General features: G+C 65.2%; 15 protein-coding genes. 5 read left to right on the top strand and 10 right to left on the bottom strand.

Going from position 1 to position 15,080, the window contains the following annotated elements; genetic code table 11:
- From QRN34_RS07565 to QRN34_RS07525, 9 genes are all read right to left on the bottom strand, one after another.
- A complete protein-coding gene (locus tag QRN34_RS07565; RefSeq protein ID WP_036138768.1) occupies positions 1-822 on the bottom strand; it encodes a carbohydrate ABC transporter permease in 822 nt (273 codons plus the stop codon).
- A complete protein-coding gene (locus QRN34_RS07560; RefSeq protein ID WP_036138770.1) occupies positions 819-1,697 on the bottom strand; it encodes a sugar ABC transporter permease in 879 nt (292 codons plus the stop codon). Before QRN34_RS07560 ends, QRN34_RS07565 begins: the two co-directional genes overlap by 4 nt.
- The gene (locus QRN34_RS07555; RefSeq protein ID WP_285403402.1) at positions 1,694-2,974 is read right to left on the bottom strand and encodes a sugar ABC transporter substrate-binding protein; all 1,281 of its coding nucleotides are present in this window, start codon (positions 2,972-2,974) and stop codon (positions 1,694-1,696) included. The genes QRN34_RS07560 and QRN34_RS07555 overlap by 4 nt, the downstream gene beginning before the upstream one ends.
- 5 nt (positions 2,975-2,979) lie before the next feature.
- A complete protein-coding gene (locus QRN34_RS07550; protein WP_285403401.1) occupies positions 2,980-4,464 on the bottom strand; it encodes a glucoamylase family protein in 1,485 nt (494 codons plus the stop codon).
- 234 nt (positions 4,465-4,698) lie between these two features.
- Positions 4,699-7,734 (bottom strand): TonB-dependent receptor, encoded by a 3,036-nt coding sequence (locus tag QRN34_RS07545; RefSeq protein ID WP_285403400.1) that lies wholly within the window; start codon positions 7,732-7,734, stop codon positions 4,699-4,701.
- Between the two features lie 242 nt (positions 7,735-7,976).
- The gene (locus tag QRN34_RS07540) at positions 7,977-8,996 is read right to left on the bottom strand and encodes a LacI family DNA-binding transcriptional regulator (protein ID WP_285403399.1); all 1,020 of its coding nucleotides are present in this window, start codon (positions 8,994-8,996) and stop codon (positions 7,977-7,979) included.
- A 268-nt stretch (positions 8,997-9,264) separates the two neighbouring features.
- A complete protein-coding gene (locus QRN34_RS07535; RefSeq protein ID WP_285403398.1) occupies positions 9,265-10,824 on the bottom strand; it encodes a PepSY-associated TM helix domain-containing protein in 1,560 nt (519 codons plus the stop codon).
- A gap of 4 nt (positions 10,825-10,828) precedes the next feature.
- Positions 10,829-11,092: a hypothetical protein gene (locus tag QRN34_RS07530; protein WP_036138780.1), complete on the bottom strand. Its 264-nt coding sequence runs from the start codon at positions 11,090-11,092 to the stop codon at positions 10,829-10,831.
- Positions 11,092-11,361 (bottom strand): hypothetical protein, encoded by a 270-nt coding sequence (locus QRN34_RS07525; protein ID WP_285403397.1) that lies wholly within the window; start codon positions 11,359-11,361, stop codon positions 11,092-11,094. Before QRN34_RS07525 ends, QRN34_RS07530 begins: the two co-directional genes overlap by 1 nt.
- Here QRN34_RS07525 and QRN34_RS07520 point away from each other — a divergent pair.
- The 3 genes from QRN34_RS07520 to rsmG all read left to right on the top strand — a co-directional run bounded on the left by QRN34_RS07520 (position 11,360) and on the right by rsmG (position 12,854).
- Positions 11,360-11,578, top strand: coding sequence for a hypothetical protein (locus QRN34_RS07520; RefSeq protein ID WP_285403396.1), 219 nt, complete (start codon positions 11,360-11,362; stop codon positions 11,576-11,578). The genes QRN34_RS07525 and QRN34_RS07520 overlap by 2 nt on opposite strands.
- A gap of 152 nt (positions 11,579-11,730) precedes the next feature.
- Entirely contained in the window at positions 11,731-12,165 is a 435-nt protein-coding gene (locus QRN34_RS07515; RefSeq protein ID WP_285403395.1) for a hypothetical protein, read from the top strand.
- Between the two features lie 59 nt (positions 12,166-12,224).
- On the top strand, positions 12,225-12,854 hold the full coding sequence (rsmG, locus tag QRN34_RS07510; protein ID WP_285403394.1) for a 16S rRNA (guanine(527)-N(7))-methyltransferase RsmG: 630 nt from the start codon (positions 12,225-12,227) through the stop codon (positions 12,852-12,854).
- 20 nt (positions 12,855-12,874) lie between these two features.
- Here rsmG and QRN34_RS07505 read toward each other — a convergent pair whose 3' ends face one another.
- Positions 12,875-13,261 (bottom strand): hypothetical protein, encoded by a 387-nt coding sequence (locus QRN34_RS07505; RefSeq protein WP_285403393.1) that lies wholly within the window; start codon positions 13,259-13,261, stop codon positions 12,875-12,877.
- Positions 13,262-13,344: 83 nt separating this feature from the next.
- On the opposite strand from QRN34_RS07505, the gene QRN34_RS07500 reads away from it, so the two are divergent.
- Positions 13,345-14,187, top strand: coding sequence for an AAA family ATPase (locus tag QRN34_RS07500; RefSeq protein ID WP_036138789.1), 843 nt, complete (start codon positions 13,345-13,347; stop codon positions 14,185-14,187).
- 9 nt (positions 14,188-14,196) lie between these two features.
- Positions 14,197-15,072 (top strand): ParB/RepB/Spo0J family partition protein, encoded by an 876-nt coding sequence (locus QRN34_RS07495; RefSeq protein WP_285403392.1) that lies wholly within the window; start codon positions 14,197-14,199, stop codon positions 15,070-15,072.
- The last annotated feature ends 8 nt before the right edge of the window (positions 15,073-15,080 follow it).

The following is a 15,080-nucleotide window of genomic DNA, read 5'->3' as shown; positions in this document are numbered from 1 at the left end:
CTATCCCTTGACGCTGCCCATCAGAAGGCCTTCGAGGTAATAACGCTGCAAGGCGAGGAACAGCACCAGCACCGGCAGGATGGTGACGACGGAGCCAGCCATCATCAGTTCGCTGTCCTGCACATGCTCGCGCGACAGCGAGGCCAGGGCGATGGGCAGCGTGTAGTGCTCCTGCCCGGTCAGCGCGATCAGCGGCCACATGAAGTCGTTCCACGCGGCCAGGAAGGTGAAGATCGCCAGCGTTACCATGATCGGCTTCAACAGCGGCATGACGATGGTGGCGAAGATGCGGAACTCACCGGCGCCATCAATGCGCGCCGCTTCCATCAGGTCGTTCGGGATGCCGCTGGCGTACTGCCGGACCAGGAAGATGCCGAAGATGGTGGCCAGCGCGGGCACGATCACGGCACCGTAGGTGTTGACCAGGCCCATGTACTTCAGCAGCAGGAACAACGGCAGCATGGCCACCTGCGCGGGAATCACCAGCGCGCCCAGCAGCAACTGGAAGAGGCGCTGGCGTCCCTTGAACTCCAGCTTGGCGAAGGCATAACCGGCCATCAGGTTGAACGCCAGTGAGACCACGGTGATCGCCGTGGAAATCAACAGGCTGTTGAGCAGGTAACGACCCATGCCCGCGTTGAGGAACAGCTGGCGGTAGTTGCCCAGCGTCCAGTGGGTCGGCAGCACGGGCGGCGGCAGGGCGCTGGCCTCGCCGGGTGTCATGAACGACACCGACAGCATGTACAGCAGCGGCGCCAGCGCGATGCCGGCCGCGCCGATCAGCAGCCCGTTGATGAGGGCCTTGGCGATGCGCGGACTCATGCGGGCTCTCCCTGCTTCGACAAGCGGAGCATGGCGGCGGTAACGGCGAACATGATGACGAACAGGATGAAGGCCACCGCGGAGGCGGAACCCAGGTTCCACCACTTGAAGCCCTCTTCGTACATCAGGTACAGCACCGAGGTGGTGCTCTGCAGCGGGCCGCCTTCGGTCATGACATACGGCTCGGCGAACAACTGGAAATACCCGGACACCGTGAGGATGCTCACCATCACCATCGTGGGCTTGAGCATCGGCAGGGTGATGTGGCGGAACTGCGCCATGGCCGAGGCGCCGTCGATGCGCGCGGCCTCGTACAGGTCGCCCGGAATGGCCTGCAGGCCCGCCATGAAGATGATCATGTTGTAGCCGAAGTTCTTCCACACCGCGAACAGGATGATCGTGGGCATGGCCCAGTGCGGATCGCCCAGCCAGTCCACCGTGGGCACGCCCAGGTTATCCAGCACGTAGTTGATCAGGCCGTACTTGGTGTTGAACAGGTAGCGCCAGATCACGGCCACCGCCACCACGGTGGTGACGACGGGCGCGAACAGCGCGGTGCGGAAGAACGGCTTGAACCGCGCCATGGGCGAGTTCAGCAACATGGCCGCACCCAGCGAGGCCATGAGCGACAGCGGTACGCCCACCACCACGAAGTACACGGTGTGGCCCAGCGCCGACCAGAACAACGGTCGCTGCAACAGCGACCAGTAGTTCTGCAGGGCGACGAAGCGCAGGTTGCGGATGTCCGCCAGTGCGTAGAGGTCGTAATCGGTGACCGAGAGCACCAGCGCCGCGATCACCGGCAGCAGGAAGAACAATCCGAGGACGATCATCGCGGGTGCGATGAACAGCCAGGCGGCGCGGGACGTAGTCATGGGCTTGCCTTGTGTCCGTGGTCGAGCATCCAGCGGCGTTTTTCCAGGAGGCGGTCGGCACGGCGATCCATCTCGGCCGCGGCCTCGTCCACCGTGAGGTCGCCATGCGCAGCCTGCGCGGCGACGAGCTGCATCTCGGTGACGATGCGTTCCCACTCCGCCACGGGCGGGGTCGGCTTGGCGCGGTCCAACTGGTCGCGGAAAGCCGTGGCCTTGTCGTCATCCTTCAGCGCCGGGGCCTCCCATGAGGAGCGTCGCGGCGGCATGTCGCCGAGGATCTGGTAGAACCGCTCCTGGATGGCCGGGCGCGACAGGAACTCGATCAGCGCCCAGGCATCGTCCTTGTGTTGCGAGCGGCGGAAGATCACCAGGCTGGAGCCACCCGCGTTGGACGCGCCCGGACCGTTGGGGCCCGGCAGCGCCACCGTACCCCAGTCGCCTTGCTGCGCCGGCGGCAGGCGGTGGCGGAACTCGCCGATGTTCCACGGACCGGACAGGTAGAACGCATAGAAACCCTGGCCAAACGCGGCCCACGGATTGCCCACGCCGACGTTGGTCATCATCGGCGCCTGCTGGTCCTTGAAGATGGACACGTAGAACGCCAGCGCCTTCTTGAACCCCGCGCTGCGGAAATTACCGTAGCGTCCGCCGTCGCGCAGCAGCGGATCGTCCTGCTGCAAGGCCAGTGCCAGCAACTGCTCGAATTCGTTCGTGGGCAGCAGCACGCCGTAGGTGGTGCCGCGCGGCTGCGCCAGCTTGACCATCATCGCCTGCCACTCGGCCCAGTCGCGTGGCGGGTGGTCGTAGCCCACCCTGGCCAGCAGGTCTTTGCGATAGAACAGCAGGCGCGTGTCCACGTACCAGGGCACGCCGTACAGGTGGCCGTCGATGACGTTGGTGGACCAGATCGCGGGGAAATAATCGGTCGGATCGACCACCTTCGACGCAGCGACGCGCGTATCCAGCGGTTCGATCGCCTCCAGCGCCACCATCTCCGGCACCCACGTATTGCCTACTTGGGTGAGGTCCGGCGTGGAGTCGCCGGCATAGGCCGTCAACAGCTTCTGGTGCGCGGCGGTGAGCGGCAGCTGCTGCACTTCCACGTGCAGCCCGGGGTGCTCGCGCTCGAACTCGGGCAGCAGCTTGGCCACGGCCTCGCCTTCGCGCCCGATGGTCCAGAACTGCAGCGTGCGGGTGCCGGCTGGCGGCTTGGCACACGCGACCAGCGCGACGGCCACGGCCACGCATGCCGCCGCATGGCGCAGGTAACGGGTCACGCGCTTCACCACAGGTCGGCGGCCGTTTCGGCGTCCAGCCAGCCGCCCGAGAAGCCGGCGCGCTGCAGTCCCTTGCGAATGTACGGGTTCTTTTTCATCACGCTCCACACGAAGTCGCTGCGGTAGTTCTCGATCATCAGCACGATCGGGCCCTGGTCGATGCCCAGGTGCACGGTATCGGCCCAGCCGAAGCCCGGGATGATCCGGCCCGTACGCACTTCCGTGTGGGTATCGAAGGTGAGGTTGAACGCATCCACGAAGCCGTACTTCGTGTAGATGTTCTTACCGTACTTCTTCTTCATCTCCTCCAGCGCCGGGATGACGATCTCCGGCGCGAACGCGATGGAGCCGCCAGCGGCCGTCGGCACCAGGGTGCCGTCGTCGGAGATATAGTCCAGGCCGGCGCCGCGCGCCGTGTAGCCCTGGTAGGTGCGCTCGCGGTCGCCCTGCTTGACGATCAGGCCGCCAGGGCCGTTGCTGGCGGTGAGGCCCCAGACGTTCTTGCCGTAGCCGTTCCAGCCGCCCGGGTTGGCGATCGCATAGGCTTGCTGCGAATAGGTGGCGCGGCGGCTGTTCTCGAAGTAGTCCATGTCGTGCGCCCGGCCCCACGCATCGCGGATGCCCCGGAAGTCGACCCACGTGTGGCTGTACTGGTGCCCGAACAGCGGCGCGAAGTTGAGGAAGGTCTGCCCGTGGAACTCGCCCCAGGTCTTGTCGTAGGTCTTGGTCCAGGCCTGCCAGGCGTCCTCGCCGACCGGGTGGGTGGGTGAGCCCAGCGCCAGGATGTAGACCAGCATGCCTTCGTTGTAGCCGGCCCAGTCGTGCGGAATCATCTTGCCGCCCGGCGTCCAGCCCATGCTGATCAACGGCGCGTTGTTCTGCGCCCATGGCCAGTCCACCCGGCGGTAGATCTGGTCGGCGATATCGCGGATTTCCTTTTCCTTCGCATCGTCGCGGTCGTAGTAGCTCTGCGCGAACAGCACGCCGCCCAGGAGCAACGAGGTATCCACCGTGGACACCTCGACCCAGCGCGCCTCGCGCTTGCCGGTCTGCATGTCCAGGAAGTGGTAGAAGAACCCGTTGAAGCCGGTGGCGTCGTCCTCGGAATCGTTCTGCGGCGCGTCGCGGAAGAACCGCAGCGTGGCCAGCGTGCGGTCCACCGCCTGCTCACGCGTGATGTAGCCGCGCTCCACGCCCACCCCATAGGCGGTGAGGCCGAAGCCCACCGAGGCGATGGAAGCGAATGACTGCGTCGGGTAGTGGTCGGGCACCAGGCCGTTGACCGGGTTGCCGCTGTCCCAGAACCACTGGAAGGTGCGTTTTTCCAGGTCGGCGATCATGGGGGGAACGGGGTGCAGGTCTTTCAGGGTTGCCACGGATGGCGCGTACTTGGTCATGGCCGGTGCCTTCTGTGCCATCGCCAGCGGGACGGCGCAGGCGAGGAGGGCGCCCATGGTGAGGGAAAGACGCTTGATCGTGTTGACTTGCATGACGTGAATCCTGGCGCTTGCGAGGCACGGAACGCACGGTGGGGGCCGTCGTCGTCGTGGGTGCCTTCCTCGTGAGGGAGCGCAGGCGATCCTGGCTTGCGCGCGTAAACGTTTACGGCTACAGGGAAAATAAAAGTCCCGAAGGACCGGGTCTCCCCATAAAAGAAGCGCCCGCGGGGAGACTCGCGGGCGCCAAAGTATGGCGCATCCGATGAACCGGATGCGCCGGTTGGATCAGAACTTCAGGCCGACGGTGAAGCGGGCGGTACGTGGCACGAAGACGATGTTGCCCTTCTTGTTGTAGGCCACCGGCTGGCTGTTGAGCTCGCCGTTCGAACCCCAGTTCGTGTTGTAGTCGGCGAAGTTCTGCCAGTTGAACAGGTTCAGGATGTCGAAGCGCGCATAGATCTTCGTGTTCTCGCCGAGGATGAAGTCCTTGGTGAGCTGCAGGTCGATGTCGCGGTAGCCCCAGATGTTGCCGCCGACCAGGAACTTCGAACCGCTCGGCGTCGCCGAAACCGGTACGCAGGTCGACCCATCGGCAAACGTGGCGCCGTAGCAGGCAACGTCGTTCTTCGGCAGCGGTGTGGCCAGCGTCAGCTTGATCGAGCCACTGATGCCCCACGGCAGATCCAAAGCGCCCGTGGCCACGAAGCGATGCTTCGACACGGCGTTGGACGTGATGAACGGATAGTCGTTGAGCGTCGGATAATCGAACGAGTAATGCTCGTTGATATCGCGATTCTGCTTGGCGTGCGAGAAGGTGTAGGCGAAGCTGGTGCTCCAGCCGGACTCCTTCGTGTACGGCTTCTGGGCCGACAGCAGGACCTGGGTGGTACGCGTGGCGATACCGTTGTCGCCGAGGATCAGACCACCCACGTTCGGGATGGGCTGGTCACCCGCGCTGGCGCCGCCCGGCGTGGCGAAGTAGCTGCCGTTCGGCAGGCGGTTGCCGAGGGTGAACGCGAAACCGTCGCGGCTGAGCACGCGCGTCACCGTGGCATCGGTCTGCCAGTCGCCGATCGTGTTCGACATGCCCAGGCTGAACTGGTCGCTGTAAGGCGCCTTCAGCTTGTTGTTGAGCATGTCGACTTCCTGGCCGGAGTTGCCACCGACCAGATAGTTCTGCAGTACGCCCTGACCACCCAGGAAGGCCGGGTTGAAGGGGACGCAGGTCGACGAGGTCGTGTCGCACGGATGGCCCGGCACGTTGAAGCGCAGCGTGGTCTGCGGCAAGGCCTGCTTGGTCACTTCCGTCTGCAGGTAGTCGAAGAGGTTACGGTCGTACGCGCGACCGGCGCCGCCGTGGAACACGTGGGCTTCGTCACCGAACAGGTCGTAGGAGAAGCCGAGGCGCGGCTGCCAGGCGCCGCGGAAGTTCTTCCGGTTGTGACCATTGCTGGTGTAGTCGCCGATGTTCACGCCGCCCGCGGCGAGTGCGTCGCCATAGGTCTCACCCGGCGCGGCGCCCGCATACGGGTTCTGCGCATTGATCGCATCGAGCACGCGCTGCGACGTGACGAAGTTGGTGTAGGAGGGGTTGGCCTCGTAGTCCCAGCGCACACCGAGGTTCAGCGTGAGCTTGTCGTTGACGGACCAGTCGTCCTGGGCAAACACGCCGTACTGGCGAGCCGTCGTCTTCGCCACGCCATCCTGGCCCGGAAGAGCGGATGCGTAGAACACCTGCCACGGCTCCGCCGAGGTGCCCTGGCCCGGGCGCACGTCGTAGAAGAACTGCGGGTTCTGCGCGGCCACGTCCGATGCCTTCAGTTCGACCGACTTGAACTTGTAGCCGAGCTTGACGACGTGGTCGCCCTGCCACTCCAGGTTGTTGAACGTGAACGTATCCGAGATGCTCGGACCTTCCTGGCTCTTGTTCTGGGTCGCGCGGGGATCGGCGGCGCCGGTCGTGATGATCGTCGGGTTCTGGTTGTTCGCGATGTCCTGCGGATACGAATACGTGTAGCCGTTGCCGATCTGCAGCGGGTTGGCGGCGACGTATGCGTTCTCGTAAGCGAGGATCAGCTCGTTGTACCAGCTGTCACCGCTGTGGGCCCACTTGAAGGTACCACGCGTATCGTGGTTCTCACCTTGCGTACCGGCGGACGCGGCCGTGCCGGTACCGGTGCCGCCGAGCTGCGTCTCGCGGCGCACCTGCGTGCTCACCTCGATACGATCGCGGTCGGTCAGTTCCCAGTCGATCTTGCCGAAGTACAGCTTCTCGTCGAACGTGAGGTTCGAGGAGCCAAGCTGCGACTGGACGTTTGCCGGTAGGTCGTTCTCGATGTTGGCGACGCCGACCGCATTGGGCGTGACGGAGATCGGCGTGTTGAATTTCTTCTGCTCATAGGCGATGAAGAAATGCATCTTGTCCTTGATGATCGGACCGCCGAGAGCGAAACCGTATTCCTTGGATTCCGAATCGACCTTGCCGTTGGTCTTCTCGATCGGCGTGCGGTTACGGAACGCATCGTTCGTGTAGGTGCCGAATACCTCACCGTGAAACTCGTTCGTACCCGATTTCGTCTCGGCGGTGATCGCCGCGGACGAGACCTGGTCGTACTCGGCCTTGTAGTTGTTGGTGATGACCTTGTATTCGCCGATGGCCAGCTGCGGGAACGGGTTGCCCTGGCTGCCGTTCTGGCCCGAGACACCGCCTTCCTTCACGTAGCTCTTCTGGCTCACGCCGTCGATGTAGACGTTGGTCGAGCTGGTGTTCATCGCGCCGCCGCGCAGCGACGTGTTGCCCTTGGCATCCACGTTGAAGACCATGCCCGGCACGGTGTCGGCGAACTCGAGGAAGTTACGCGAGACCTGCGGAATGGTGGCGATCTGGTGCAGCGAGATCGTCTGGCCCACTTCGGGCGTCTTCACTTCCTGCACCGTCGTCGCGGAAACCGACACGCCTTCCATGCTGGTAGCGTTGGCCGCGGTCGCCGTCGCGCCCTGCGCGGGCGCGGCAAGGTTGACCGTCGCCGTCGAGGCCACGGTCAGGGTGATGTTCTGTTCGGTACCCGGACCGGCATCCACCTTGTACGAGGCGGGCGGCAGGCCGTTGATGACATACGAGCCGTCCTGGCCGGCCGTGGCGTGGCGGGTCAGGCCGGTCTGCGGGTTGAACACCGTGACGTTGGCGCCCGGCGTGGCTTTACCGCGCAGCGTGGCGTTGGCGCTCTGCGCCATGACCATGCCCGGTGCGATCGCCGTGGCAACGGCGGCGGCAATCACGCTGACCAGCAGCTTCTTCTTGAGGTGCATCGACGCTTTCATTTGTTTTCCCCTCTCCCAAATCTTCTTGTGTGTGTTGTCCGGCCCAGCCGGGCGCCCTTCACGGTGGTCGACGTTGATGTCGTGACGCGGTGGGCGTGCCACTTTTCTTCGTTGAGAGCGTTCTGCCCCCGTGTAAGGCGCCGGTGCCGCAAGGCGGACCGGCAATCGTGCTGTGAGTCCTGCTGTGTCGCCGTCCTGATACATCCAGCCACGGCCCGGCAAGCCGTGTAGCGATGGGCCGGTCAGGCCCTTCGTCTTAGCGCGTCGTTACCGCCGCAAGAGGCACGGACGACCAGTTCGGTACCGACGACACGCGGCTCGGGCGTGGCATCGTCGGGTGCTTCGATCATGCCGGCGAGGCGTGCAAGCGCCGCTTCGCCCAGCTCGGCGATACGGATGCGCACGGTGGTCAGCGGCGGCGAGACGTAACGCGCCATGGGGATATCGTCGAAGCCGGCCACGGCGATGTCCTCGGGCGTGCGCACCCGGGCCTCGGCCAGGGCGGACAGGCAGCCGATGGCCATCATGTCGTTGGCGGCGAAGATCGCATCCGGGCGCGGCACCATGGCCAGCGCCTGCTTGCCGGCGCGGTAGCCGGATTCCTCGGTGAAGTCGCCCGGCAGGATGGCGGCCCGGTCGCCCAGGCCTGCTGCCGCCAGCGCGGTGCGGTAGCCACGGCAGCGCTCCTGCACGTCGTGGTTCACCTCCGGGCCGGCGATGAACACGATGCGCTTCCGGCCCAGGCCGAGCAGGTGCTCGACCATCGCCTTCGCGCCGCCGAAGTCGTCCACGTCCAGCGAGGCCTGCCGCTGGGAGCGGACATGGCTGTTGATGAGAACGGTGGGGACCACGACGGGCAGGTTTTCTTCCAGGAACGCCTCGTCCGCATGCGGCGACATCACCAGCAGGCCGTCCACGCGGCCTTGCATGGAGCGCAGGGCGATGGCCGCCTCGGTGGCGTCGCCGTGTGAACTGGACACCAGCAGGTAGAGGCCACGGGCACGCGCGGCCAGGTCGATGCCACGGATCAGTTCGGACCAGAACGCGCCGTGCAGGTCGGGCAACAGGGCACCGATGGTCTGCGTGCGACGGGTGATCAGGCTGCGGGCACCGCTATGCGGGACATAGCGCAGGCGAGCGGCCACGTCACGGATACGCTTTTGCGTTTCCGCCGTGACGCCACTGTGTCCATTGAGCGCGCGCGAAACCGATGCCACCGATACGTTGGCCATCCTCGCGACGTCTTTGATCGTCACACTCACGTCGTTCCTACCCTCTACCCCTGCCCCTTGAGGGGCTGACGGCGCGGAACGTAAACGTTTTCATAGCACCTTGTAAAGCCTGAGAAATCAACTGCTTGCTGCGGTGCGACAGGAAACGATTACGTTAGCAATACCACTATGTGAAGGTGGTCAGAAAATCCCGTCAAGACAAGTGCTTGACTGGTACGCAAGGCATTGCGGCGTTGCAACATGGGGATGCCGGCCGAGCACGGCGATTGTTAATAACTGTCGAGTTTAGTAACGCGCGTTACGTCGATGCCCACACGCTGCAAGGATCACCCTTTACCGCGCGTTGACGGGTCGCCAAAGCGAGCCAGGCGAAGCCCACGCCCATGGCGATAGAGACGATGTCCAGGCCGAGCACGGCATAGCGTCCCTCGGCCAGTGTGCGCAGCAGCCGCTCCCCGTGGAGCACCATGTCCAGTGCGCCCACCGCGATGCTGACGGCTGCGGTAGCCGCCAGCAACTCGACCGCCGCCCTGGCGGGCCGGCGCCAGAACGTCCACAGGAGCGCCAGCGCGAACGTCCCGAAGCACACGGGCTGGACGATATCGGACCCTTCGGCGCCCCATACCGAGCCAAGCAGGTTGCCGAGGAACGTGCAGGAAATCGCGAAGCACGCGCCGATGCACACCCCGACCGTGGCGGTCGCCATGGCGCGCACCTTCAACGGCTGGTCGGCCTGGCGCCGCTTGCGGCGGGTCTCGATGTACAGCAGGTTGCCGGAATAGAAGAGGAAGGCACCGGCCAGTCCGAGCAGGAAATACAGCCAGCGCAGCGACAGCGAACCGAACGTGCCGAAGTGCAGGCCGAAGATGGCGGCATAGGTGGCGTGATTGGCATCGCGTGCGCCACTGACCTGGACCTTGAGCACCCTTCCGTCCGCGGCATCCAGCGACACCATGCCGTACTCGCCCAGCGTTTTCGTGGAGGTGCCACGCACCTCGGCGGCCGCACCCGTGTGCCCGTAATGCACGTAGCGCATGTAGTCGGGCTCGAAATCCGCGGCGCCGGCCGCCAGGGCTGCCTGGCGGGCGCGCGCGCCGAGTTCCGCCGGGGTCAGCATGACGGCGCTGCCACCGCCGTCCCGGGTCTCGGGCAGCGCGCTGGTCATGCGCTCGAATGCGCCCATCAGCTTGCCGTCGAAGGCCACGGTGTTGAAGGCCACCAGCATCACCAGGGTGAGGCACAAAAGCGCCCCGGTGATGGCGAAGATGATGTGGAAGGGCAGGCTGAGGATGCCGATGACGTTGTGCGCGTCCTGCCAGAGCCGCTTCAGGTTGTGCCCGGGGCGCAAGGCGAACAGCTCGCGAACCAGGTTGGGCAGGTGGATCAGCACGCCCGTGAGCAGGGCCAGGCCGTAGATGACGCTGACCACGCCCATCAGGTAGATGCCGATCTTCGGGATACCCAGGTCGTAATGCAGCTCGTAGATGAAGTCTGCCAGGCCGTGCTCGTGGTCTTCGGCGTCGCGCGCGACGCTGTCGTCCAGCGATTGCGTATGCCAGCTGCCGTCCTTCTCCATCCAGTAAGCGGCCACCTCGTGCGACGGATGGTCCGCCGGATAGGTGACGCCGATGCTTGCGCGTGCCGCCGGGTGTTTCGCGACGATGTCGTCCAGCATGCGGTGGGCCCGGTCCATGGTGTCCGCGCGGGCCATCTCGGCACGGGGCATGGCCCAGGTGTCGATCTCGTCGTGGAACATGGTCAGCGCACCCGCGTAGAACGCGATGAACAGTGCGAAGCCCGCCAGCAGGCCAGTCCAGGTGTGCACGAGGGTAAAGGTGCGGAGCGTGTTGGCTTTCATCGTCTCAGAGCCCCGGCAACGTGTGCTTGGCCGCCCACAGCGCGCCGAAGGCGACCAGGTTGGCGATCGCCAGCCAGCCCCAGGCATGTCGGCCGCTGCGGAACAGATAGGTGGCGGCCATGATCCCGATCCACAGCGGGAAGAAAGCCATCATCACGGGCAGCGTCACCGCTTCGCTGGAGCCAGGCCATACCCAGATGACCAGGGCGATGACTGCCATCGACAGTGTCAGGCCCAGCAGGATGCCGGCGAATGTCTTGGCGAGCATCAGCGCGGCTTCCAGGGAGCGGCCGGGCGCAGCATCCAGGTGATGTACGGCCACGCCACCGCGCCAAGCATGAGCGCGGTCAAGGCGGAGAAGACGCCCGGCAACGAGGTCTCCGAGCCGATCCAGGCCATGAGCGCCAGGGCGGCGAATGCCCATCCGGCCACGCGGGCGGCCCGGCCGAGGGGACGGGTCAGCAGGCGCTGGTTGCGCGAGCACAGATAGGCGAAGGCCATGGCGAGCAGCGCCGCCAGGCAACCGAGGAGATTCATGAAGCGGACACCGGGCAAGTTACTGATTGATAATTATTATCATTTGGGAGTGAGCGGTCAACGCGACCAGCGATTACCGCGCCGCTTCGAGCGGAGCGATAAGTCCGCCGGACGCCCGCCCATGGGAAATATCTCAAGAGGTCTCGACCGGCGGCGACTTGGCTGGTCTGGTGGCTATGGCCTGCTGGTCACGTTTCGACCACTGCTCAAGTTTTGACCAAACCGTCCGCTAACTGAACATGGGTGTTTGGTGAAACTAGCGTTAACCCGACCCGTTAAATTAGAATTAACACCCTACCGATCATCGCCCTGGCCCATGTGCTTACGCGATGCGACAGGAAAAGCCGATAAACGATTGATGTAAATATCATGTTGACCACGACCCTCATCGCCACGACCCTGATTGCCTTCGCTTTTGCAGCGGCTTCGGTCAGGCGTATTCCCGAGGGCCAGGTCTACAGTGTGCGTCGCCTGGGCCGCGCGCCCTCGCTACTCACGGCCGGCACCCATGTCGTCCTGCCGATGATCGATCGCGTGTCGCACAAGATCGACCTGGGTGGCCAGGTCCTGCAGTTCGACGGCGGTACGGTGTACTGGCAGGTGCTGGAGCCGGAAGCCGCGGACGAAGTGATCGAAGAAGCCCCGGAACTGATCCGCAGCAACGTCGTGGCCGCCCTGCGCGATTCCGCCACGGCGCACCAGGCCGACCGTCGCGCCTTCGGCACCCAGCTCAAGCACGCCGTCAACGGCTCGCTGCGCTCGCGCGGCATGCTGGTGACCCGCGTGGAGCTTGACGCCGCCTGATCCCCGGTCAGGGCCGGTTGGTCCATACTTGCGGTTCCCCGACGTTCTCCCGGTGCCGCATGACCACCCGCGAAGCCCTGCAATCCCGACTCGAACGCGGCATCGCCGCCCTAGGCATTGCGCTGCCCGACGCCGCGGTCAGCCGCCTGCTGGACTATCGGGAACTGCTCGAACGCTGGAACACGGCCTATAATCTCACCGCCGTGCGCGACGCGGACGAGATGGTGACGCGCCACCTGCTCGACTCGCTGGCCGTGGTCCCCTTCGTCCAGGGTCGCACCCTGGCCGATCTGGGCACCGGTCCGGGCTTGCCCGGCATTCCCCTGGCCATCGCCGAGCCGGCTCGCGAGGTGCTGATGGTGGACTCAAACGGAAAGAAGGTCCGCTTCCTGCGTGAAGCGATCCGCTCGCTCAAGCTCGGCAACGGTCGCGCCCTGCAGAGCCGTGTCGAGGAGGTGGAAGGGAGCTTCGAATGCATCACGGCACGCGCCTTCGCCAGCCTGGCCGACATGCTCGGCTGGGGCGGCCACCTGCTGGCGCCCGGCGGCGTATGGCTGGCGATGAAGGGCAAGCACCCGGGGGACGAACTGGCCGGCGTGCCGGCCGGATTCACGGTGGAAGCCATCCATGCCTTGAGCGTGCCCGATGTCGAGGGCGAGCGGCACCTAGTCGTTATAAGGCGTGGCTGACACTGTCGCGATAGACGATCCTATCTATTGAGATAGCTTCTTTTAAGGGTCTTGCCCGACCTATCGAATACGTAGGTAAAGGCTCTGCCGCGTGTGCCGATGGGAGACGGCACGAGCGTGATGGATATATCGGAGCCTTCCTTGCCGATCACGACGGAATACGCGGCTGCAGCCAGCTTATCGGCGCTATAGAGGCGTCTTGCCGAATCCATCGCTGAAAGTTGCGCTGGGTCGACGACGCAGTTCACCGCGTCACATTCCTCCAGCCTGGGTGCGACATCGACCCCTGAGTCTTCTGGCAACGCAGGAAGCGATAGCTGTTGCTGCTGGGCGTGCGCGCCTGTCGCTGCAAGTGCCTGAGCCATAAAGCCAAAAGCTGCAATCCGAAGCGTTTCGATGACTTTCATCAGGATTCATTCGTAACCTAGGGCGAACCGCCCGTCGATGCTACGCTAACGCCCTTTCCGCGCACGGCAGCAAACGACAGCCCATGGCCCGCATTATCGCAGTCGCCAACCAGAAGGGCGGCGTTGGCAAGACCACCACCTCCGTCAATCTCGCCGCGGCCCTGGCCGCCGCGAAGCGCAAGGTGCTGCTCGTCGACCTGGACCCGCAGGGCAACGCGACCATGGCTTCGGGCGTGGACAAGTACAACACGAAGCCCAACGGCTGCGAGGTGCTGCTCGACGAGGCGCCCATCGCCGACGTGCTGGTCCGTACCGAGGCGGCGTTCGACCTGTTGCCGGGTAATGGCGACCTCACCGCCGCCGAGCTGAAGCTGATGGACGGCATGGCGCGCGAGCACCGCCTGAAGGATCAGCTGGCCAAGGTGGCCGACCGCTATGACAGCATCATCATCGACTGCCCGCCGTCCCTGCACCTGCTCACGCTGAATGCGCTGACCGCGGCCGATGGCGTGCTGATCCCGGTGCAGTGCGAGTATTTCGCGCTGGAAGGGCTGTCGAGCCTGCTCGATACCATCTCGGCCGTGCGCCAGCGCCTCAATCCGCAGCTGGAGGTCGAAGGCCTGCTGCGTACCATGTACGACGTACGCAACAACCTCGGCAACGAGGTCTCGGCCCAGCTCACCCAGCATTTCGGCGACCAGGTGCTGCGCTCGATCATCCCGCGTAACGTGCGCCTGGCCGAGGCGCCCAGCCACGGCCAGCCGATCCACCTGTACGATCGCGGCTCGCGTGGCGCCATCGCGTATATCGGCCTGGCCGGCGAGATCATCCGCCGCGACCGGGCCCGCGCCGCTGCCGCGAGTGGCGACACGGCCGTGGAGCCGGGCGACGAAGCGGCGCCCGATGCCGCCACGACCACTTCTTGAGGACGACCCATGGCAGCAGCTAAGAAACGTGGTCTGGGCCGTGGCCTGGATGCCCTGCTCGGTGGCGGTGGCGGTCCGGACGCCGCGCCCTCCGTGATCGAGCAGGAAGGCGAGCTGCGCCTTCTGCCCATCCAGCAGATCCAGGCCGGCAAGTACCAGCCGCGCAGGCACTGGAACGATGAAGCCCTGGACGAACTGGCCGCCTCGATCAAGGCCCAGGGCCTGATCCAGCCGGTGGTCGTCCGCGCCATCGGCAAGAACAGCTATGAGTTGATCGCGGGTGAGCGGCGCTGGCGCGCGGCCCAGCGCGCCTCCATGAGCGAGATTCCCGCGCTGGTCAAGGACGTGCCCGAGCAGTCTGTGCTGGCCATGGCGCTGATCGAAAACATCCAGCGCCAGGAACTGACCCCGCTGGAGGAAGCCCAGGCGCTGCAGCGGCTGATCGACGAATTCGACCTCACCCACCAGCAGGCCGCCGATGCCGTGGGCCGCTCGCGCGCCGCCGTGTCCAACCTGCTGCGTCTGACCGAGCTTCCCGAATCGATCAAGCAGCTGCTGGACGAGGGCAAGCTGGAAATGGGCCATGCCCGTGCTTTGCTCACCCTGCCGGCCACCGTCGCCGAACCGCTGGCGCTGGAAGCCGCCCGTCGCGGGTGGACCGTGCGCGAGCTGGAGGAAGCCGCACGCCGGGCCCAGCTGGCGCCCAAGGGCAAGGCCAAGGCGGGCGGCGCGGCTGATCCGAACATCGCCAACCTGGAGCGTGAGCTGGCCGAGCGCTTCGCCACGCGGGTGGAACTGGCCCACGGGCGCGGTGGCAAGGGCAAGCTGGTGATCCACTACCACAGCCTGGACGAGCTGGACGGCATCCTGAGCAAGGTCCGCTGAGCGGACTG

The organism is Luteibacter sp. ME-Dv--P-043b, assembly GCF_030209605.1.
Classification (GTDB): Bacteria; Pseudomonadota; Gammaproteobacteria; order Xanthomonadales; family Rhodanobacteraceae; genus Luteibacter.
This window is presented reverse-complemented; position numbering and strand designations above follow the sequence as displayed.